19 protein-coding genes are annotated in these 20,836 nt (G+C 61.7%); 15 read left to right on the top strand and 4 right to left on the bottom strand.

From position 1 onward, the window contains the following. Positions 1 to 2: 2 nt before the first annotated feature. Both AC1DNK_RS09000 and AC1DNK_RS08995 read right to left on the bottom strand, forming a co-directional pair. Positions 3 to 596, bottom strand: a complete 594-nt coding sequence (locus AC1DNK_RS09000) for a 5-formyltetrahydrofolate cyclo-ligase (protein WP_477940556.1) — start codon at positions 594 to 596, stop codon at positions 3 to 5. A 67-nt stretch (positions 597 to 663) separates the two neighbouring features. Beyond that, positions 664 to 1,371 (bottom strand): hypothetical protein, encoded by a 708-nt coding sequence (locus AC1DNK_RS08995; RefSeq protein WP_477940555.1) that lies wholly within the window; start codon positions 1,369 to 1,371, stop codon positions 664 to 666. Between the two features lie 226 nt (positions 1,372 to 1,597). Between AC1DNK_RS08995 and ybgC the strand changes: the two genes are divergently transcribed. From ybgC to serA, 15 genes are all read left to right on the top strand, one after another. Then, on the top strand, positions 1,598 to 2,050 hold the full coding sequence (gene ybgC / locus AC1DNK_RS08990) for a tol-pal system-associated acyl-CoA thioesterase (RefSeq protein ID WP_477940554.1): 453 nt from the start codon (positions 1,598 to 1,600) through the stop codon (positions 2,048 to 2,050). Positions 2,051 to 2,108: 58 nt separating this feature from the next. Further along, entirely contained in the window at positions 2,109 to 2,360 is a 252-nt protein-coding gene (locus AC1DNK_RS08985) for a type II toxin-antitoxin system Phd/YefM family antitoxin (protein ID WP_477940553.1), read from the top strand. After that, positions 2,357 to 2,791, top strand: a complete 435-nt coding sequence (locus AC1DNK_RS08980; protein WP_477940552.1) for a PIN domain-containing protein — start codon at positions 2,357 to 2,359, stop codon at positions 2,789 to 2,791. Before AC1DNK_RS08985 ends, AC1DNK_RS08980 begins: the two co-directional genes overlap by 4 nt. A 354-nt stretch (positions 2,792 to 3,145) precedes the next feature. Further along, complete coding sequence (tolQ, locus tag AC1DNK_RS08975; protein WP_112385434.1) at positions 3,146 to 3,865, top strand: protein TolQ; 720 nt, start codon at positions 3,146 to 3,148, stop codon at positions 3,863 to 3,865. 21 nt (positions 3,866 to 3,886) lie between these two features. Continuing rightward, positions 3,887 to 4,342, top strand: coding sequence for a protein TolR (gene tolR / locus AC1DNK_RS08970; protein WP_112385433.1), 456 nt, complete (start codon positions 3,887 to 3,889; stop codon positions 4,340 to 4,342). Positions 4,343 to 4,350: 8 nt separating this feature from the next. Further along, on the top strand, positions 4,351 to 5,487 hold the full coding sequence (locus AC1DNK_RS08965) for a hypothetical protein (RefSeq protein WP_477940551.1): 1,137 nt from the start codon (positions 4,351 to 4,353) through the stop codon (positions 5,485 to 5,487). 21 nt (positions 5,488 to 5,508) lie between these two features. Further along, complete coding sequence (tolB, locus tag AC1DNK_RS08960; protein ID WP_112385431.1) at positions 5,509 to 6,819, top strand: Tol-Pal system beta propeller repeat protein TolB; 1,311 nt, start codon at positions 5,509 to 5,511, stop codon at positions 6,817 to 6,819. A 157-nt stretch (positions 6,820 to 6,976) separates the two neighbouring features. After that, positions 6,977 to 7,507 carry a peptidoglycan-associated lipoprotein Pal gene (pal, locus tag AC1DNK_RS08955; RefSeq protein ID WP_112385430.1) on the top strand — a complete coding sequence of 177 codons (531 nt, stop codon included), beginning with the start codon at positions 6,977 to 6,979 and terminating at the stop codon, positions 7,505 to 7,507. Positions 7,508 to 7,670: 163 nt separating this feature from the next. Beyond that, complete coding sequence (ybgF, locus tag AC1DNK_RS08950) at positions 7,671 to 8,708, top strand: tol-pal system protein YbgF (RefSeq protein WP_477940549.1); 1,038 nt, start codon at positions 7,671 to 7,673, stop codon at positions 8,706 to 8,708. Between the two features lie 11 nt (positions 8,709 to 8,719). Continuing rightward, positions 8,720 to 10,054: a tRNA lysidine(34) synthetase TilS gene (gene tilS, locus AC1DNK_RS08945; protein ID WP_477940548.1), complete on the top strand. Its 1,335-nt coding sequence runs from the start codon at positions 8,720 to 8,722 to the stop codon at positions 10,052 to 10,054. Positions 10,055 to 10,152: 98 nt separating this feature from the next. Continuing rightward, on the top strand, positions 10,153 to 12,084 hold the full coding sequence (gene ftsH, locus AC1DNK_RS08940) for an ATP-dependent zinc metalloprotease FtsH (protein ID WP_112385427.1): 1,932 nt from the start codon (positions 10,153 to 10,155) through the stop codon (positions 12,082 to 12,084). A 247-nt stretch (positions 12,085 to 12,331) separates the two neighbouring features. Beyond that, positions 12,332 to 13,684 (top strand): phosphoglucosamine mutase, encoded by a 1,353-nt coding sequence (gene glmM, locus AC1DNK_RS08935; protein ID WP_112518006.1) that lies wholly within the window; start codon positions 12,332 to 12,334, stop codon positions 13,682 to 13,684. A gap of 202 nt (positions 13,685 to 13,886) precedes the next feature. After that, positions 13,887 to 14,744: an outer membrane protein gene (locus tag AC1DNK_RS08930; RefSeq protein ID WP_112385425.1), complete on the top strand. Its 858-nt coding sequence runs from the start codon at positions 13,887 to 13,889 to the stop codon at positions 14,742 to 14,744. Between the two features lie 190 nt (positions 14,745 to 14,934). Next, positions 14,935 to 16,116, top strand: coding sequence for a phosphoserine transaminase (locus AC1DNK_RS08925; RefSeq protein WP_477940546.1), 1,182 nt, complete (start codon positions 14,935 to 14,937; stop codon positions 16,114 to 16,116). An 86-nt stretch (positions 16,117 to 16,202) separates the two neighbouring features. Beyond that, positions 16,203 to 17,798 (top strand): phosphoglycerate dehydrogenase, encoded by a 1,596-nt coding sequence (gene serA / locus AC1DNK_RS08920; RefSeq protein WP_112385423.1) that lies wholly within the window; start codon positions 16,203 to 16,205, stop codon positions 17,796 to 17,798. Between the two features lie 68 nt (positions 17,799 to 17,866). Here serA and AC1DNK_RS08915 read toward each other — a convergent pair whose 3' ends face one another. Next, positions 17,867 to 18,460, bottom strand: a complete 594-nt coding sequence (locus AC1DNK_RS08915) for a YidB family protein (protein WP_112518003.1) — start codon at positions 18,458 to 18,460, stop codon at positions 17,867 to 17,869. An 88-nt stretch (positions 18,461 to 18,548) separates the two neighbouring features. Then, entirely contained in the window at positions 18,549 to 20,774 is a 2,226-nt protein-coding gene (locus AC1DNK_RS08910) for a heavy metal translocating P-type ATPase (protein ID WP_477940545.1), read from the bottom strand. Between the last annotated feature and the right edge of the window lie 62 nt (positions 20,775 to 20,836).

The raw sequence follows: 20,836 nt of genomic DNA, 5'->3' as shown, positions 1-20,836 counted from the left end.
CACTATCCAATCCACGAGGCAAAAAAGCGAAGGCCGCTTTCTGTCAGGATGGCATCCAGGCTTATGTCATGCGGCTCGTCGGGCACATGTGCCACTTCCTGGCAGTCGAATGCAATGCCGATGAGCTTCGGTTTGCGGCCTTTTTGCCGCAAAAGGCTAATGGCACGGTCATAATAGCCGGCGCCATAGCCGATCCGGTGGCCACGGGCGTCGAAGGCCGAGAGCGGTACCAGCATGATGTCGGGGTCGAGAACCGGCGCATCCGGCCCTGGGCCCGATGTGCCGAAGCCGGTCGGGATCAATGGCGCGCCGCGCACCAGCTCGCGAAACACGATCGTCTGCTTGTCGAGAATGGCGGGCACGCAAAGGCGGGCACCGCGGGCCTGAAACCGCGCCATCAGCGGCCGCAGATCGGCCTCCGAGCGGATCGGCAGGAAGCCTGAAATGACGGCGCCGGGATCGAAGGCGACGGCGTCGCCTGCGTGGTCGGCCATGGCAAGGGCCATGTCGATGCGCGCTTCTGGGGCGATCGCATCGCGAAGGGCGAGCCGTTCGGTTCGCAGATCCGCCTTGAGTTGCTTGAAATCGGTCAGCATGCCGCAAACCATAAACCGCTGACAGGCCAATGCAATGCGTGAAAGCGGCGTTCGCTTTGCCGATCGGCTAGATGACGATGCTCGAGGGAATGCCCGACGAACCGGTTGGAAGCGGCATGGCCTGCGTGTAGTCGCCGCCGGTCTTGCCGTTTCTCACTTCATCCATCGCCTTTTCAAGGATTTGACGGACCTCGCGCAGAAGCGACTGCAGCTTTTCCAGCGATAGGCGGTCTTCGTTCGACACGCCTGATGCCTGCTGCTCGCCATCGGCGGCCGTGTCCTGGTAGGCCTTGCGTGCCTGCGCGGTATCGACAGGCTCGGTTTCTCCGGCGGCCGGATCGGCGGGTGTTTCGCCCAAGGCGGAAGCTGCGGAAGCAGAACCGGCCGTTGTTCCGGCGGTGCCCGCTTCGGCGGAAGCAGCCGCAACAGCACCTGGCGTGACGCCCGCGCCAGCGATGGAAGAGGCAAATTGTGCGGCGGCCGAGGCAATCTTCTGTGACAGCTGTGCGGCGAGCCGCGCCGTGGCTTCGGGCGAGAGCCCGCCGCTCTTCAGCATCTCCACCTGCTGCTGCAGTTCCGCAAGTTTGCGCGCGGCGCGTTCCTTGGCGATATCGGACGACGATTTCTTGTCCTGCTGCAGGGTGGCGAGGGCCTGATCGGCGCGCTCGGCCAGGCGCACCTGCGGGTCGCTGCTCGGTGTTGCGGAGGCCGCAATCGACTGTTGTGGTGTGCTGCGCAGTATGTTCAGCGCATTCGACTGTGCGACCTGCATCATATCCCCCGATATCGTCAGGGATGGTTTCTGCAACTTCAGGCTTGCGCGGGCCTTGGCAGCAAACGCCGGGCGAGCGTCTTTTGTGTCTCGCAGTGATGCAGCGAGCCGGCCGGCGGATGCAGCCCTCTTTGCAATCCTCGCCGCATTGCCTCCGGCTTGCTCATCCACTATCGGGGGAGACGGAGAACGATAACGACTTGGCAGGCATGCCCATCTGGAGACGGCTATGGTGGATGAGAGTTTTTCGATTTCGGGCAAGCTGACGGACGAGGGCCACAAGCTGGTCCAGCGCGTCTATTATGAAGACACCGATTTCTCCGGCCTCGTCTATCACGCCCGCTACCTGCATTTCCTTGAGCGCGGACGCACCGATTACCTGCGTTGCCTCGGTGTCGAACAGCGCGAGCTCATCACCGCCGACGAGGAGGGACTGGTTTTCGTCGTCCACCGCATGGAGATTGACTTCAAGAGCCCGGCTCGGATGGACGATATCCTGACAATCGTGACGCGGACCGAAAGGGCGGGCGGCGCCAAGATGATTCTGTCGCAGGAAATCCGCCGCGGCGAAACGCCGCTGATCTCGGCAAAGGTCATCATCGCAGTCATCAACGCCAAGGGCCGGCCGCGCCGCCTGCCGGAGGGCTTGGCGAAGCAGATGCTGATTGCGGCTGACGCTTGAAAAGCACCGGCGGCGGGATTATTGTAGTCACCAGTAGTCACAATTGGCAGTCACCTAAATGACAACAGTAACTCTGCGCGATGCCAAAGCGACCTTTTCGGCTCTTGTCGACGAGGCGATGGACGGAGAATTCGTCACCATCACCCGGCATGGCAAACCGGTTGCGGTGATCGTGTCCATCGAGGCGGCGGAGGAAGCCAAGAGGCAGTTGCTGAAGCCGAAGCGGAACTTCGGCGAATATCTCATGTCCTTTCCGGGTGGTGTGGTTTTCGAACGCGATCCATCGCCAATGAGAGACATTGAGTTTTGAGCGGATATCTCATCGATACCAATGTGATATCGATGTTCGCGCCGGGAAGGCCTTCAGTACCTGACGTATTGAAGAATTGGATGATCGCCAACGGAGAAAGTGGTCTTTTCATATCCTCGATCACCATCGCTGAAATTCGCGGGGGCATCCGCAAGCTTGCCAGGAAAGGGAGCGCGTCGAAAGCAGCCGTTCTCGAGCAATGGCTGCAGGGTCTCATCGTCGAATTCGGCGATCGAATTCTCGCCGTTGACACTGGGGATGCACTTTCTGCCGGTGATTTGAGTGACGAGGCGGCGGGAAGGGGAATAAGCCCCGGCTTTGCCGATATTCTAATCGCTGCTTCCGCCCGCGCCAGAGAGTTGACCGTAGTGACGCTGAATATCAGGCATTTTGAGCATCTGGGCGTGGCTGTTCAGTTGCCACCGGGATAGGCAAACCGGCTCTTGCAAAAACATGACTTTCATGTGAAGGAATTGCCGCGCTGCAGGAAATGCGCGGTGCTCCGCCGCCGGACCAGCTCACCGGCTAGAAAAACCCAGCTGAATTAAAGCTTTCAGTCGCACTCTGACACTAACGATGTGTTAACCATAATGGTGTCTTACTCTGAATGTCAGAGTTTGTGCGGTGCACGCCTTCCTTTGACCAAATTTGACGGCAAGGAAGGCGGAAGAAAAGCTTCAAGCTTGACCAGGGCTTAGGGCGGCGGTCGCCAGACATTTCTTGCGAGATCACTTTTGTGCCGCCCGGTCAAGCACCGGGCGTTTGGATTCGGGGATTTTGGATCAATGGAACAAGCAGGATTGGCAGCAGCAACGGCCGACGTCAGCCTCTGGTCGCTGTTCATGCAGGCAGGCATCGTCGTCAAGCTCGTCATGCTCGGGCTTCTCGCGGCCTCCGTCTGGACGTGGGCGATCGTCATCGACAAGTATCTGGCCTATGGCCGTGCGCGGCGCCAGTTCGACAAGTTCGAACAGGTGTTCTGGTCAGGCCAGTCGCTGGAAGAACTCTACAGGACGCTCTCCGAGCGCAACAACACCGGCCTCGCGGCGATCTTCGTTGCGGCGATGCGCGAATGGAAGAAGTCCTTCGAGCGCGGTGCGCGCTCGCCGATCGGTCTGCAGATGCGTATCGACCGTGCCATGGACGTGACGCTGTCGCGTGAATCTGAAACACTTTCGTCCCGCCTGGGCTCGCTTGCGACGATCGGTTCGGCCGGTCCGTTCATCGGTCTCTTCGGTACGGTTGTCGGTATCATGACCTCGTTCCAGGCGATCGCCGGCTCGAAGTCGACCAACCTCGCGGTTGTGGCGCCGGGTATCGCCGAAGCGCTTCTTGCGACGGCTATCGGCCTCGTCGCCGCTATTCCGGCGGTTATCGCCTATAACAAGTTCTCCGCCGATGCCGGCAAGCTTTCGGCTCGCATGGAAGGCTTCGCGGATGAATTCTCCGCAATCCTTTCGCGCCAGATCGATGAAAAGCTGCAGCCGCGTCAGGCCGCGCAGTAACGGAACGGCGGGAGTACGACCATGGGTATGGCTGTTGGAGGTAATTCCGGGAGCGGTGGCGGACGCCGCCGCCGCGGTGGCCGGAACAAGAATGTAATTTCCGAAATCAACGTGACGCCGCTTGTCGACGTCATGCTGGTGTTGCTGATCATCTTCATGGTCGCTGCACCGATGATGACGGTCGGCGTGCCGATCGACCTGCCGGAAACGCAGGCCAAGGCGCTGAATTCCGAGACCCAGCCGATCACCATATCCGTCAAGAACGACGGTCAGGTGTACTTGCAGGAAACCACGATCCCGGCTGAAGAGATTGCCGCGAAGCTCGAGGCGATTGCGACGACGGGTTACAACGAACGTATCTTCGTGCGCGGCGACGCGACGGCGCCTTACGGCGTGATCGCTGATGTCATGGCGCGCATCCAGGGTGCGGGCTTCAAGAATATCGGCCTCGTCACGCAGCAGAAGAAGGACCAGTAGAAAGCAAGATGAAGACCAGCGTCGTCACATCTGCTGTTCTGCATGGACTGGTGCTCGCTGCAGCGCTGGTGACCATTGGCTCGCCCGAGCATTTCAAGGTTGATGATTTCGAAGCGATGCCAGTCGATCTGGTGCCGGTCGAATCGATCACCCAGATGCAGCAGGGTGACAAGAAGGCGCCGATGAAGGAAACGTCGGCGCCGAAGCCGACGACGCGGCCGCCGACCCCCGACCAGGGCGAGAATGTCGGCGACAACAAGGTTGATCTCAAGACACCGCCGGTGCCGAACGCCAAGCCGAGCAATACGGATGCGGCGGCTGCCAATTCGAGCGAGAAGCCGGCGCAGAAGATCGATCCTATCCCGAACGAAGTGAAGGAAATCAACAAGGAAGAGACCGAGGTCGAGCAGCCGAAGGAAGTCGCTTCCATTCCGCAGACCAAGCCTGACGTCGCGCCGACCCCGCCGAAGCCGGAGGAAAAGCCGGTCGAGGAAGCAAAGCCCGAAGAAGCGCCGAAGCCCGATGCCGAAGCGCTGCCGGACAAGGTCCCGACCCCGGTTGCCAAGCCACAGGTGAAGCCGCCTGAGGAAAAGCAGGCCGAGAAGCCGCCGGAAAAGCCTCAGGACCAGCCGAAGACCGCTGAAAAGCCGACCGACAACAAGAAAGACGATCAGAAGCGCGACGTGGCAAAGTCCGCATCGTCGATGAAGAGCGACTTCAACGCCGACGATATTTCTGCGCTCCTGAACAAGACCGACCCCTCGGCCGGTGGCACCAAGCGCTCGACACAGGAGGCCTCGCTCGGCACCAAAAAGGCGACGCAGGGTGCTTCGAAGCTGTCGATGAGTGAGATGGATGCGCTGAAGAGCGCAATCGCCGGCAACTGGAATGTCATTCCGGGCATGGAAGGCATGGGCGACGTGCGCATCAAGGTGCACATGAAGCTCGACGAAGATGGCAACATCATCGGCCAGCCCGAAGTCGAAGCGACCGGCGGCGACAACGATTCGACCCGCCGCGCGCTTGCCGGCGGTGCCTATCGCGCGATCATGAAGTCCGCGCCGTTCTCCACGCTTCCAAAAGATAAATACGATGCCTGGAACGAAGTCGTCGTGAACTTCGATCCCAGCGATCTAGGGATTTAAATGCTGAAAGGCCTCTGTCATATGAGAAAGTCTTCCCTTCTCCGCGCCTTGATGATGGTGGCGGGTCTCGTCACCGTCGGCGCCTTTACGACGCCCGCGAACGCGCTCGTCGAAATCAACATCAACAAGGGTAACGTTCAGCCGCTGCCGATCGCCGTCACCGACTTCTTGCAGGGCGACATGGGCGCGCAGGTTTCTCAGGTGATCGCCGCCGACCTGCAGCGCTCGGGTCTCTTCGCGCCCGTCAACAAGAACGCCTTCATCGAGAAGATCTCCAATCCCGATGCCGCTCCGCGCTTCGAGGACTGGAAGGTCATCAATGCACAGGCGCTGGTGACCGGCCGTGTGACGCAGGAGGCCGATGGCCGTCTGCGCGCCGAGTTCCGTCTCTGGGATACGTTTGCCGGCCAGCAGATGACCGGTCAGCAGTTCTACACGCAGCCGGAAAACTGGCGCCGCGTGGCCCACATCATCGCTGACGCGATCTACAAGCAGATCACCGGCGAAGAGGGCTATTTCGACACCCGCGTCGTCTTCGTTTCGGAATCCGGCACCAAGCAGCAGCGCAAGCGCCAGCTCGCCATCATGGACCAGGACGGCTTCAACGTTCGCACCCTGACCGACGGCAGCGACCTGGTTCTGACGCCGCGCTTCTCGCCGAACCGCCAGGAAGTCACCTACATGTCCTTCGCCAACCAGCAGCCGCGCGTCTATCTGCTGCAGCTGGAAACCGGACAGCGCGAAGTGGTCGGCAACTTCCCCGGCATGACCTTCTCGCCGCGCTTCTCGCCTGACGGCCAGAAGGTGGTGATGAGCCTTCAGCAGGAAGGCAACGCCAATATCTACACGATGGACCTGCGTTCGCGCACCACGACGCGCCTGACTTCGACGGCGGCGATCGACACGTCGCCGTCCTATGCACCGGATGGCGGCCGCATCGTCTTCGAAAGCGACCGTGGCGGCCACCAGCAGATTTATGTGATGAATGCCGATGGCTCCGGCCAGACGCGTATCTCCTTCGGCGACGGCAACTATTCGACGCCGGTCTGGTCTCCGCGTGGCGATCTGATCGCCTTCACCAAGCAGTCGGGCGGCAAGTTCTCGATCGGCGTGATGAAGCCTGACGGCTCTGGCGAGCGCATCCTGACGACGGGTTTCCATAACGAAGGCCCGACCTGGGCTCCGAACGGCCGCGTGCTGATGTTCTTCCGCCAGGCCGCCGGTGCCGGTGGTCCGCAGCTCTACTCGATCGACCTGACGGGCTACAACGAACAGCTCATCAAGACTCCGAACTACGCTTCCGACCCGGCATGGTCGCCGCTGCTGGAGTAGTGGACGGCCCGGAATACGCCTTCATGTCGCCGCAAAGTCCTGAAAATGGGCAATGTAGGGACAAATCAGTAAATCATTAACCATACTTCTTGAGCGCCGATTAACCTCGTACGGTTACAGTCCGGCAACCCTGATGAAGTCGCAAGGAGACCCGGCCATGAGCCGAATTCATACCCCGGCAATGAGCCGCATGCAGAGCCTCGCCCGCAACCCCGTCATGATCGCGCTCGTCGCTGGCCTCGCTCTCGCAGGCTGCGCCAACAAGAAGAACATGGCCAACAGCGCTGGCGATCTCGGCCTTGGCGCCGGTGCAGCAACGCCGGGTTCGGCTCAGGACTTCACCGTCAACGTCGGCGACCGCATCTTCTTCGACACCGACTCCACGTCGATCCGCGCGGACGCTGCCCAGACGCTCGACCGTCAGGCACAGTGGCTTGCCCGCTACCCGAACTACGCGATCACCGTCGAAGGCCACGCCGACGAACGCGGCACGCGCGAATACAACCTGGCTCTCGGTGCCCGCCGTGCGGCTGCCACCAAGGACTACCTCGCTTCGCGCGGCGTTCCGGCTCAGCGCCTGAAGACGATCTCCTACGGCAAGGAACGTCCGGTTGCTGTCTGCGACGATATTTCCTGCTGGTCGCAGAACCGCCGCGCCGTGACCGTTCTCGGTGGCGCAGGCATGTAATCTGCGGAAATCGCATTACATTTTGGAAAGGCGGTCCGTTCGCGGGCCGCCTTTTCTTTTTGAACACACTTTGGCCAGACTCCGTTGCTTTTTGAAAGCAATTGGCAAAATCTCCTGTTCGTGCCATCGGGGCGCGAAGAATCACTGGGACAGGACGATACCTATGAAGAAATATGTCGTGGCAGGGGTGCTCTGCCTCGCGGCTGTGACGGGGACCGAGCGAGCGGCGTATTCCGCCTCGTTTCTCGGTCTGAACCTTGGCGGCAAGCCGGTGCAGACGCAGGCGCAGCCTCCCGTCGTCAACGTGCAGAGCAGCGGCACGGAAATGCGGGTCCAGCAGCTGGAAGATCAGCTGCGCCAGCTGAACGGCCGCATCGAAGAGATGAGCTATCAGATCCTGCAGATGCAGGAATCGCTGCGCAAGACGCAGGAAGACAACGAGTTCCGTTTCCAGCAGCTTGAAAAGGGCGGCGGCGGCGCTGGCGGCGGTTCGACCGGCGGCACCACCAAGGGCACCAAAAAGAGCGAAGCCGACGTTCCCCCCGCATCGACGAACCAGGCGCAGGCCGGTTCTCAAGGGCAGGGCGGCGATGATGTTGCGACCATTATCGAAGCACCGCAGGGAGCCGAAACGGCTCCCTCCAACGACGTGCCGTCGAACAGCGGTCTCGGCCAGCCGCCGCAGCAGCTGGGTTCGATGGACTTCGACCAGAACGGCAATCCGATCGGCGGCACGGTCAATCCGGGCGCCGAGGTCGGCTCCGCGCCGCTGCCACCTCCGGGCTCCGGCGCTTCGCCGCAGCAGACGGCATCGCTCGGCAGCGAGGCCGACCAGTACAAAGCTGCCTACGGCCATGTTCTCTCAGGCGACTACGGCACGGCGGAGCAGGAATTCACCCAGTACATCGCCCAGTATCCGGGCAGCGCCCGGGCGGCGGATGCGAATTTCTGGCTGGGCGAAGCCCTCTATTCGCAGGGCAAGTTCAATGAAGCAGCCAAGACCTTCCTGAACGCGCATCAGAAATACGGCTCGTCTGAGAAGGCGCCGGAAATGCTGCTTAAGCTCGGCATGTCGCTGGCAGCGCTCGACAACACCGATACGGCCTGCGCCACGCTCAAGGAAGTCTCGAAGCGCTATCCGAAGGCATCGCGCGCCGTCATAAGCAAGGTCGCGAGCGAACAGAAGCGTCTCGCCTGCTAAGGGTTTCCGGTTTGTCTCCGGAAGCCATCCTGCCGCCCGAGGCTGCGGTCAGCCGCTTTCTCCGATCGCTTGCCGAACCCACGCGCATTCTCGTCGCGATTTCAGGGGGCAGCGATTCCACCGGCCTTCTCGTCGCGCTCAATGAAGCCATCAAATTCCAATCGAAATTCTCGCTCTGCGCCGCCACCGTCGATCACGATCTGCGTGCTGGCTCTGCGGATGAAGCGCGCGCTGCCGCTGCTCTCTGCCATTCGCTTTCCATAGATCACCTGATCTGCCGCTGGACAGGTCCGAAGCCGAAGACCGGCATCATGACCGCTGCGCGCGAGGCCCGCTATCAGTTGCTCGCCGGTGCCGCCCGGGAATTCGGCGCAAATCTTGTTGTCACCGCCCACACGCTCGACGATCAGATCGAAACGCTGGCGATGCGCGCCGGCCGTGGCGCCACGTCCGCAGCCGAGACCGGGATTGCCGACGCCATGCTGTTCGATCGCAGCATCTGGATCGCCCGGCCGCTGCTGGCCTGCAGCCGTAGCGGCATTCGCGCGCTGCTCACCGCCAGCCATATCGGCTGGTCCGATGATCCGAGCAACGAGGACATGAAATATGAGCGCGTTCGAATGCGCGCAGCCCTCGCTGTGCAAAGCGCCGACCGCCTCGACATGCCTTCCATGGAAACGAGAGCGGCGCTTGCGGAAAGTGCTGCAGACTGGCTCGACCGGCATTTCTCTCTCGCCGACCCCGGCCTCGGGCGCGTTTCGCCACAAGGGATCGATGTTCGCGATCCGGCCTTCTGCTACGGGCTCGGGCGTCTGGCAGCGGTTTTCGGCGGACAGGCGTTTCCGCTCTCGTCTTCGTCGCTCGAACGGGTGCTGGCATTTCTCGGAACTGGCGAGCCGGGGAGGGTGACCGCTGGCCGCGTGGTCTTCGACAGACGGCGGGATGGTCTTTACCTGACGCGCGAAGACCGCGGCATCTTGCCACTCGCGCTTGCGCAGGGCGCCTCCGCCATATGGGACGGGCGGTTTGTGATCGCCAACCATTCCGGCTCGGAAATCCGTGTCGAAAAGCAGGGTGCCATGCCAGCGCAAAATGACGTTGACGATCGCCTACCGCGATCAGCCCTCAAGCGCGCAATGGCTGCGGCTCCGGCCGTGTTTGCGGGAGATGACGCAATCGTGTCCGGAGCATTTTCCGGGGACATGGAGGTCATCCCGTATTTTGCGCCATTCGACCGCTTTTTGACACGATTCGACTTCAAGTTCGCCCAACGCCTCGCGGCGGCTTTTGGAACACGCCCCTATCCAAGGCCACCTTTAGGTCTTATTGACGGAAAAACCATCTGACGGACCGGATCGCCTTGGCAATGACACGGCGCAACCCTATGTTAGAGTTCAAATAAGACGGCCGCCATGAGGCGGCTGTTCCAGTGCTGGGGAGTTCGATGAACCCTAACTTACGTAATTTCGCCTTGTGGGCGATCATAGCTCTGCTGCTGATCGCTCTTTTCAGCATGTTCCAGACGACGCCGGCACAGACCAGCTCGCGCGAAATCCCTTACTCGCAGTTCCTGCGTGAGGTTGATGCGGGCCGTGTGAAGGAAGTCGTGGTCACGGGCAACCGTGTCTCGGGCAGCTATGTTGAAAACGGCACCACCTTCCAGACCTATTCTCCTGTGATCGACGACAACCTGCTCGATCGCCTGCAGCAGAAGAACGTCCTGGTTTCGGCCCGCCCGGAGACCGACGGTTCTTCAGGCTTCCTGAGCTATCTCGGCACGCTGTTGCCGATGCTGCTGATCCTCGGCGTCTGGCTGTTCTTCATGCGGCAGATGCAGGGCGGTTCGCGCGGCGCGATGGGCTTCGGCAAATCCAAGGCCAAGCTCCTCACCGAAGCGCATGGCCGCGTGACGTTTGAAGACGTCGCCGGTGTCGATGAAGCCAAGCAGGACCTCGAAGAAATCGTCGAATTCCTGCGCGATCCGCAGAAGTTCCAGCGTCTCGGCGGCAAGATCCCGCGCGGCGTGCTGCTCGTCGGTCCTCCGGGTACCGGTAAGACGCTGCTGGCGCGCTCGGTTGCCGGCGAAGCCAACGTTCCGTTCTTCACGATCTCGGGTTCCGACTTCGTCGAAATGTTCGTCGGTGTCGGCGCAAGTCGCGTCCGTGACATGTTCGAACAGGCCAAGAAGAACGCGCCCTGCATCATCTTCATCGACGAAATCGACGCCGTCGGCCGCCATCGTGGCGCCGGTCTCGGCGGCGGTAACGATGAACGCGAGCAGACGCTGAACCAGCTCCTCGTCGAGATGGACGGCTTCGAAGCCAACGAAGGCATCATCCTGATCGCAGCGACCAACCGTCCTGACGTTCTCGACCCCGCACTTCTGCGTCCGGGCCGTTTCGACCGCCAGGTCGTGGTTCCCAACCCCGATATCGTCGGACGCGAGCGTATCCTCAAGGTTCACGCCCGTAACGTGCCGCTGGCACCGAACGTCGATCTCAAGGTTCTGGCCCGCGGTACGCCCGGTTTCTCCGGTGCCGATCTGATGAACCTCGTCAACGAAGCTGCCCTGATGGCCGCACGCCGCAACAAGCGCGTCGTCACCATGGCGGAGTTCGAAGACGCCAAGGACAAGATCATGATGGGTGCCGAGCGCCGCTCGTCCGCCATGACCGAAGCCGAGAAGAAGCTGACCGCCTATCATGAGGCCGGTCACGCCATCACCGCGCTCAAGGTTGCCGTGGCCGATCCGTTGCACAAGGCAACGATCATTCCGCGCGGCCGTGCTCTCGGCATGGTCATGCAGCTCCCCGAGGGCGACCGCTACTCGATGAGCTACAAGTGGATGGTGTCGCGCCTGACGATCATGATGGGCGGCCGTATCGCGGAAGAGCTGACCTTCGGCAAGGAGAACATCACCTCGGGTGCGTCCTCCGACATCGAGCAGGCCACAAAGCTTGCCCGCGCCATGGTCACCCAGTGGGGCTTCTCCGACGTGCTTGGCCAGGTCGCCTATGGCGAAAACCAGCAGGAGGTCTTCCTCGGCCATTCTGTTTCGCAGTCGAAGAACGTCTCGGAATCGACGGCCCAGAAGATCGACAGCGAAGTGCGCCGCCTGATCGAGGAAGCCTATGCCGAGGCACGTCAGATCCTGACGGACAATCACAACGAGTTCGTTGCGATTGCTGAAGGTCTGCTCGAGTACGAAACGCTGACCGGTGAAGAGATCAAGGCCCTGATCCGCGGCGAAAAGCCGGCGCGCGATCTCGGCGACGATTCACCGCCGAGCCGCGGTTCGGCTGTTCCGAAGGCGGGCGCACGCCCGGCATCGAAGGGCGATGAAACGGAAGGTGGCCTCGAGCCGCAGCCGCATTGACCGAAAGTACGAAAGCCTAAGCTTAAGAGAGGCCGGGTTTCCCCAGGAAATCCGGCCTTCTCGTATCGGTAACGCGATATAATCGGTTTTCGCGGTAATTGACGTGATGGCGCCTGCGTTTTGTGGCATGCCGCTATTATGAGCAGGCCGCGTTAGAGACATCGAACGAATTGATTCGTTCTTGCGGCCAGGATTTGCTTGGCACATGGCGCCGTCTGCTTGGCGCGCCGGAAGCATAGGGGTACATATGAAGAGACGTTACTTCGGCACGGACGGCATTCGCGGCCAGTCGAACATTTTCCCGATGACGCCGGATCTGGCGATGCGGGTCGGCATCGCGGTCGGTACCATCTTCCGCCGCGGCAATCACCGCCACCGCGTGGTCATCGGCAAGGACACACGCCTGTCCGGCTATATGCTCGAAAACGCGATGGTTGCGGGTTTTACTGCTGCCGGCGTCGATGCCTTCGTTCTCGGCCCGATCCCGACACCTGCTGTCGCCATGCTGACGCGCTCGCTGCGCGCGGATATTGGCGTGATGATCTCGGCGTCGCACAATCCTTACGAAGACAACGGCATCAAGCTTTTTGGCCCGGATGGTTACAAGCTTTCCGATGATATCGAGCAGCAGATCGAGGACCTTCTTGAAAGAGACCTGTCCAGTCAGCTCGCCAAGTCCGACGATATCGGCCGCGCCAAGCGCGTCGATGGCGTCCATGACCGCTATATCGAGCATGCCAAGCGCACACTGCCGCGCGACGTGACGCTTCAGGGCCTGAGGATCGCCATCGACTGCGCCAATGGCGCTGCATACAAGGTTGCGCCCGCCGCTCTCTGGGAGCTCGGGGCCGAGGTTGTCACCATCGGCAACGAGCCGAATGGCACCAACATCAACCTAAATTGCGGCTCGACCAGCCCGGTTGCCCTGCAGAAGAAGGTCGATGAAGTCCGGGCCGATATCGGCATCGCGCTCGATGGAGACGCAGACCGTGTGATCATCGTCGATGAGAACGGTGCCGTCGTCGATGGCGACCAGCTCATGGCTGTGATTGCCGAGAGCTGGGCCGAAAGCCAGCAGCTGCGCGGCAATGGCATTGTCGCAACCGTGATGTCGAACCTCGGCCTGGAACGCTTCCTTGAGGACAAGGGCATGACGCTGGCACGCACCAAGGTCGGCGACCGCTATGTGGTCGAACATATGCGCCAGAACAATTTCAACGTCGGCGGCGAACAATCCGGCCATATCGTCATGTCCGACTACGGCACGACCGGTGATGGCCTCGTGGCGGCGCTGCAGATCCTGGCTGCCGTCAAGCGGACCGGCAAGACCGTCAGCGAAATTTGCCGCCGCTTCGAGCCCGTGCCGCAGCTGCTGCGCAATGTGCGTATCTCCGGCGGCAAGCCGCTTGAAGATATCCAGGTGCAGAAGGCGATTGCCGATGCCGAAGCCGAGCTGTCGAAGAACGGCCGCCTCGTTATTCGCCCGTCGGGCACCGAGCCGCTGATCCGCGTCATGGCCGAGGGCGACGACCGCGCCCAGATCGAGCGCATTGTCAACGACCTGATCGGAACGATCTCGAACGTCCGCAGCGCGGCGTAAGATCCGCCCGATGTCTTGCATTGAACCGGCGCCACAAGCGCCGGTTTTTTATTGCCGCAAGAATTATGGTGTCCGCTCTATGAACAAACACGGTAAATATTCGTAGTTAAGCGGGTTTTAACGTTTCCCGTTCATTATCCAGACAAAGCGTATCAGATTGGCAGGCTCGCGCTCGGCCAATGTAACTTCTTTGGAGTGGATCATGAAAAAAGGCTTGGCCGGCATCTTCGCCGCACTGCTTATGACCTCGAATGCACTGGCGGCCGATCTCGCTCCGGTCGAGCCGGTTCCGGAAATGCCGCCTGAGGTGACTGTTACCGAAGCGACCGGCTGGTACCTGCGCGGCGATGTCGGTTATGGCTTCAACGATCTGCGCGGTGCCAAGTTCTATCAGGGCGGAAGCTCCGCTGACGAAGTGGACTTCACTACCTCGGACCTGCGGGACAGCTTCACCGTTGGCGGCGGTGTTGGTTATCAGGTCAACAGCTACCTGCGTACCGACTTGACGCTCGACTATCTCGGCAAGAGCGACTTCCACGGCTCGACGACCGGCGGCGGTTCTGCCTTCGGTGCCTGCCAGGTCACCTGCTCTTCGACCGATCTGTCTTCCTTGACGGCATGGACGCTGATGGCGAATGCCTATGTGGATCTTGGCACCTACGGCGTCTTCACGCCTTATGTCGGTGCCGGTATCGGTGGCTCCTACGTTAAGTGGAAAGATCTGCGCAACACGTCTTGCGACACCAGCGGCAGCGGTTTTGGTTGCGACGATACCGTCACGCATAACGGCAAGGGCGACTGGCGCTTCAGCTACGCTCTCATGGCCGGTGCATCGATCGACGTCACTTGCAACGTCAAGGCTGATGTCGGTTACCGCTTCCTGCATGTCGATGGCGGCAACATGTTCGGTTACGCTGAAAACGGCGGCCCGGGCCGCGACAAGGGCTTCAACGTCCACGAGGTCCGCGCCGGTGCACGCTACCTCTTCGGCGGTTGCGAGCAGCCCGTTGCCTACGAGCCGCAGCCGGAAATTCCGCTGCAGCAGCCTGTCTACAAGTAATCCGATTTCTATGGATCTTGCGAAAGCCGCCTTCGGGCGGCTTTTTGCGTTTGAGGCCTCGCGTCGTACCTGCGTCAAAAAATCCTCAGTGTGCGACACTTCTTCGTTGACCATGACGGGCGAGGTCTGTATCTACGGCGGCGGGACACCTCTCCCCAACGAGAGGCTAATTACCTGGAAGGGTATACATATGGCCGCTGCCACCGCAAAGCCGGACGTCCGTCCGAATAACACTCATTTTTCTTCTGGTCCTTGCTCGAAGCGCCCCGGTTGGTCGCTCGAAGCTCTCTCCGACGCGCCGCTTGGCCGTTCGCACCGCGCGAAAGTCGGGAAGACGAAGCTGAAGCAGGCGATCGATCTCACCCGTGAAATTCTGGAAGTGCCGGCGGATTACCGCATCGGCATCGTTCCTGCCTCCGATACCGGCGCCGTCGAAATGGCGCTCTGGTCGCTGCTCGGCGAGCGCGGCGTCGACATGGTCGCCTGGGAAAGCTTTGGCGCCGGTTGGGTCACCGATGTCGTCAAGCAGCTGAAGCTGAACGACGTCCGCAAGATCGAAGCCGATTACGGCGAGCTGCCTGACCTCTCGACCATCGATTTCGACCGCGACGTCGTCTTCACCTGGAACGGCACCACCTCGGGTGTCCGCGTTCCCAATGCCGATTTCATCCCGGCTGACCGCAAGGGCCTGACGATCTGCGACGCGACGTCCTCTGCCTTTGCGCAGGACATGGACTTCGCCAAGCTCGATGTCGTGACCTTCTCCTGGCAGAAGGTTCTCGGCGGCGAGGGCGCACATGGCGTCATCATCCTGTCGCCGCGCGCTGTCGAACGCCTGACGACCTATGCACCGGCCTGGCCGCTGCCGAAGATCTTCCGCATGACCTCGGGCGGCAAGCTGATCGAGGGCATCTTCACCGGCGAAACCATCAACACGCCGTCGATGCTTTGCGTCGAGGACTATATCGATGCGCTGCTCTGGGCCCAGAAGCTCGGTGGCCTGAAGGCGCTGATGGCGCGCGCCGATGCCAATACCAAGGTCATCGCCGACTTCATCGCCGCCAATGACTGGATCGCCAACCTCGCGGTCAAGGCCGAAACGGCTTCCAACACCTCCATCTGCCTGAAGATCGTCGACAAGGATGTCACCGCTCTCGATGCCGATGGCCAGGCAAATTTCGCCAAGGGTCTCGTCGCTCTCCTCGAGAAGGAAGGCGTTGCCTATGACATCGGCGCTTACCGCGACGCCCCGTCGGGCCTGCGCATCTGGGCCGGTGCCACCATCGAAGCTTCCGACATGCAGAAGCTGATGCCGTGGCTCTCCTGGGCGTTCGAAACGCAGAAGGTCACGCTTTCCCAGGCTGCTGCCTGAGTTGATCGCATAAGGCTCCGCCGGAATGGCGGAGCCCAGCATCCCTGATTTCATCCATCGCTGAACACTTTTGAAGGAAGCCCACAATGGCACCTCGCGTTCTCGTATCCGACGAACTGTCGGAAACCGCCGTCCAGATTTTCCGCGACCGCGGCGTCGAAGTCGATTTCCAGCCGCAGCTCGGCAAGGACAAGGACAAGCTCGCCGAGATCATCGGCAACTATGATGGTCTCGCCATCCGCTCGGCCACCAAAGCCACCGAGAAGCTGATCGCTTCGGCGACCAATCTCAAGGTCATCGGCCGCGCCGGTATCGGCGTCGACAATGTCGATATTCCGGCTGCCTCGCGCCGCGGCATCATCGTCATGAACACGCCTTTCGGCAACTCGATCACCACGGCCGAACACGCCATTGCGCTGATGTTTGCCGTTGCCCGCCAGCTGCCGCAGGCCGATGCCTCGACGCAAGCCGGCAAATGGGAAAAGTCGAAGTTCATGGGTGTCGAAATCACCGGCAAGACGCTCGGCGTCATCGGCGCCGGCAATATCGGCGGCATCGTCTGCAAGAAGGCGATCGGCCTCGGCATGCATGTCTTGGCTTACGACCCCTTCCTGTCGGCCGAACGCGCCCAGGAAATGGGCGTTACCAAGGTCGAGCTCGACGAGCTGCTCGCCCAGGCCGACTTCATCACCCTGCATGTGCCGATGACCGACAAGACCCGCGGCATTCTCGGCAAGGACAACCTTGCCAAGACCAAGCCCGGCGTTCGTATCATCAACTGCGCCCGCGGTGGTCTGGTCGATGAAGCTGCACTGGCGGAAGCTATCAAGTCCGGCCATGTCGCCGGCGCTGGCTTCGACGTTTTCGAAGTCGAACCTGCCAAGGAAAGCCCGCTCTTCGGCCTGCCGAACGTTGTCTGCACGCCGCATCTGGGCGCATCGACCACGGAAGCCCAGGAAAACGTTGCTCTGCAGGTTGCCGAGCAGATGTCGGATTACCTCGTCAAGGGTGCGGTTTCCAACGCCATCAACATGCCGTCGATCACCGCCGAGGAAGCACCGCTTCTGAAGCCGTTCATCAAGCTGGCTGATGTTCTCGGCGCCTTCGTCGGTCAGGTCACCGACGAGCCGATCAAGGAAATCGAGATCCTCTATGACGGCGTCACCGCCGGCATGAACACCCGTGCGCTGACCTCGGCAACGCTCGCCGGTCTGATCCGCAGCCAGGTGGCGGACGTCAACATGGTTTCGGCGCCTGTTATGATCAAGGAAAAGGGCATCGTCCTCTCCGAGGTCAAGCGCGACAAGACCGGTGTCTACGACGGCTACATCAAGCTGACGGTCAAGACCGACACCATGACGCGTTCGATCGCCGGTACGGTGTTCTCGGACGGCAAGCCGCGCTTCATCCAGATCAAGGGTATCAACCTTGACGCCGATGTCGGCTCGCACATGGTCTATATCACCAACACCGACGTCCCCGGCATGATCGGCTTCATCGGCACGACGCTCGGCTCGGCCGGCGTCAATATCGCCAACTTCCAGCTCGGCCGTGACAAGCAGGGCGGCGATGCGATCGCGCTGCTCTATGTCGATGGGCCGCTGAACGACGAAGTTCTTGCCAAGCTGACCGCCAATGCAGCGATCCGCCAGGCCAAGCCGCTGGTCTTCGCCGTCGATTGATTTTCCTCCCAGGAAGACAAGAAAAGCCCGGCGCGGGAAACTGCGCCGGGCTTTTCCGTGTGCAGCGATCAGGCGCTGATGCTGCCTGCGTCGGGCACGCGGCCTTGCGGCGTCAACCCGTCGACCGCCTGCGGCAGGGTCTTGGAGAGGCGGGCGAGAAGGTCGTCCTTGTCGAGGCCGGTCGCCTTGGCGAGCTCGTCGAGAATATCGGGGCCGAGGGCCTGGGAGAGCTGGCCGTTGTCGATCGGCTTGTTCTCGCCAGAGGAAACCCAGGAATTCGCCGTATCGCCGAAGCCGTTCTGCTGGAAGTGATCGAGCAGGCCGCCAAGGCCGCCGCTCAATATGCCGCCGGCCGAGCCGCCTTTCAGCAGGTCGCCAAGGCCGCCTGCACCGGCAAGGCCGCCGAGAAGGCCACCCAAACCGCCGAGGCCGCCGGTTTGTGTCGCGCCGCCGCCATCTTGCCCGCCGCCGAGAATGCCACCAAGGAGACCGCCCAGGCCTCCACCATCCGCTTGCGGCGCGGCTCCGCCAGGCTGGTTGCCTGAGGCTTGCGGCTGCGCGCCGCCGGTCAGTTCGCGAAGCGTGGCTGCAATCTTGTCGCGGTTCTGGTAGCCCGCAACGGCCAATATGCCCAGCAATGCCGTAAGATTCCTGCGATCCATGGTGTCCTCCCGCTGAAATCGCCAGGGCGCAATCCGCCCGGATGCCTCAATGCACGAGACGGCAAAATGTTCCGCAGCGCCGCTGCTTTCATCCGCGCGGCTTGAGCAGGCGAAGCGCGTTCATCGTCACGAGCACCGTTGCGCCGGTATCGGCCAGGATTGCAGGCCACAAACCGGTGACGCCAATGATCGTCGTGACCAGGAAAACCGCCTTGAGACCGAGCGCGATGGTGATGTTCTGGAAGATGTTGCGCATCGTCCGCTGCGACAGTGCGATCATCTCCGCGACATCGCCGACGCGCCCGTGAAGGATCGCCGCATCCGCGGTTTCGAGCGCGACATCGGTTCCGCCACCCATCGCGATGCCGATATCGGCGGCGGCAAGCGCCGGGGCGTCGTTGATGCCGTCACCGACCTTGGCAACAGTGAAGCCCTCGCGCTTCAATTCGCCGACGATGCGCTGCTTGTCTTCAGGCATCAGTTCGGCGCGCACATCGATACCGAGCTGCTTGCCGATCGCCTGGGCGGTGCGGGCATTGTCGCCCGTCAGCATGACGATCTTGACGCCGCGGGCCTTGAGACCGTCGAGGCCGGCCCGCGCGTCGTCTCGCGCTTCGTCGCGCATGGCAACCAGACCGGCAATCGTATCATTGACGAGAAGGATCGAGACGGTCTTGCCGTCGTCGTTCAGTGTCTGGATCGCTTCGCCCTGCTGGTCGGTCAGCCGCTCGCGCACGGCGGCAGGGGAAAAGAGGTCGAGCTTCTCACCACCGGCACGGCCGCTCATTCCCTTGCCTGCAATAGCCGAGGCTTCAAGGGCAGGCGGGACCGGCAGCTTTTCGGCCGTCGCCCTGTTGAGGATTGCCAATGCCAGAGGGTGGCTCGAATTGCGCTCGAGCACGGCAGCGCGCGACAGGATCTGCGCCTGGGTCAACGTGCCGAAGGAGACGATGTCGGTAACCTTCGGTTTGCCTTCGGTCAGCGTGCCGGTCTTGTCCAGCGCCACGGCGTTGATCTTGCCGAGGCCTTCCAGCACGGCACCACCCTTCAACAGCAGCCCGCGGCGCGCACCTGCCGAGAGCGAGGCGGCGATGGCGGCGGGCGTCGAGATCACCAGCGCGCATGGGCAGCCGATCAGCAGGATCGCCAGCCCCTTGTAGATCCATTCATCCCAGGCGCCGCCTGCGACAAGAGGCGGCAGGATGGCGACCAGTGCGGCAACTGCGACGACACCGGGCGTATAGTAGCGCGAGAAGCGGTCGATGAAACGCTCGGTTGGCGCCTTCGATTCCTGCGCTTCCTCGACGAGCTTGACGACGCGGGCAATGGTGTTGTCGGCCGATGCCGCGGTGACGCGGATGCGCAATGCGCCATCGCCATTCACCGTTCCGGCAAAGACGGTATCGTCAGGCGTCTTGCGAACTGGAACGCTCTCGCCTGTAACGGGCGCTTCGTCGATTGCGCTTTCTCCGGAGACGATGATGCCGTCGGCCGAGATCCGGTCGCCGGGGCGCACCAGAATGATGGCGCCGACGGCAAGCGTCTCGGCCGGGACTTCGCGGGTTGCGCCGTTTTCCTCAAGCAACGCGCTTTTCGGCACGAGCGCGGTCAGCGACTGGATGCTTGCCCGGGCTCTGCCCGCCGCAACGCCTTCCAGCAACTCGCCGACAAGGAAGAGGAAGACGACGGCTGCGGCTTCTTCCGCCGCATTGATGACGACGGCGCCGACGGCGGCGATGGTCATCAGCATCTCGATCGAAAACGGCGTGCCGGCCAGCGCCGCCATCACCGCCCGCCTTGCGATGGGTACAAGACCGATCAGCATCGCGACCATGAATGCGTAAGGCGCGATCGCCGGGACAAGGTGACCCGCCGCATAGGCTATGACGAAAGCCGCGCCAGACAGGATGGTGAGCCTTCCCTTGCTGCTTTTCCACCAGGGGCCGCTGGATGGCGTGTGATCATGACCATGCAGGCCGGGGATTTCGGGCTCATCATGCGAATGTCCGGCATGATCATGCTCGTGATTGTGGTCATGTCCGGAATGGTCGTGGTGGACAGCGGCCTTTTCGCGCCTCGCATCTTTGCCGCCCGCCGCCATCGGCACGACGGAATAGCCAAGGCCGGTGACGCGTTTCTCGATGGTGCCGAGATCGCTGCTGCCATCGTGGCGCACCGTCATCGTACCGGCAGTCACGGAGACAGAGACATCCTCGACGCCAGGCACGCGGCGCACCGCCGTGTCGATCTTTGCCGCGCAGGAGGCGCAGTCCATGCCGCCGACGCGGTATTTTGCCTGGGATGTTTCGGCCATGATCCGGTTCCTTGTCTTCTACCGGTTTTCTTCCTACATCCTCTAGTCACTAGAGGTGCAAG

This window comes from Rhizobium sp. 01N424 (assembly GCF_056399485.1).
Note: the sequence above shows the minus strand (reverse complement) of the source record. Positions and strands in the feature narration are given on the sequence as shown.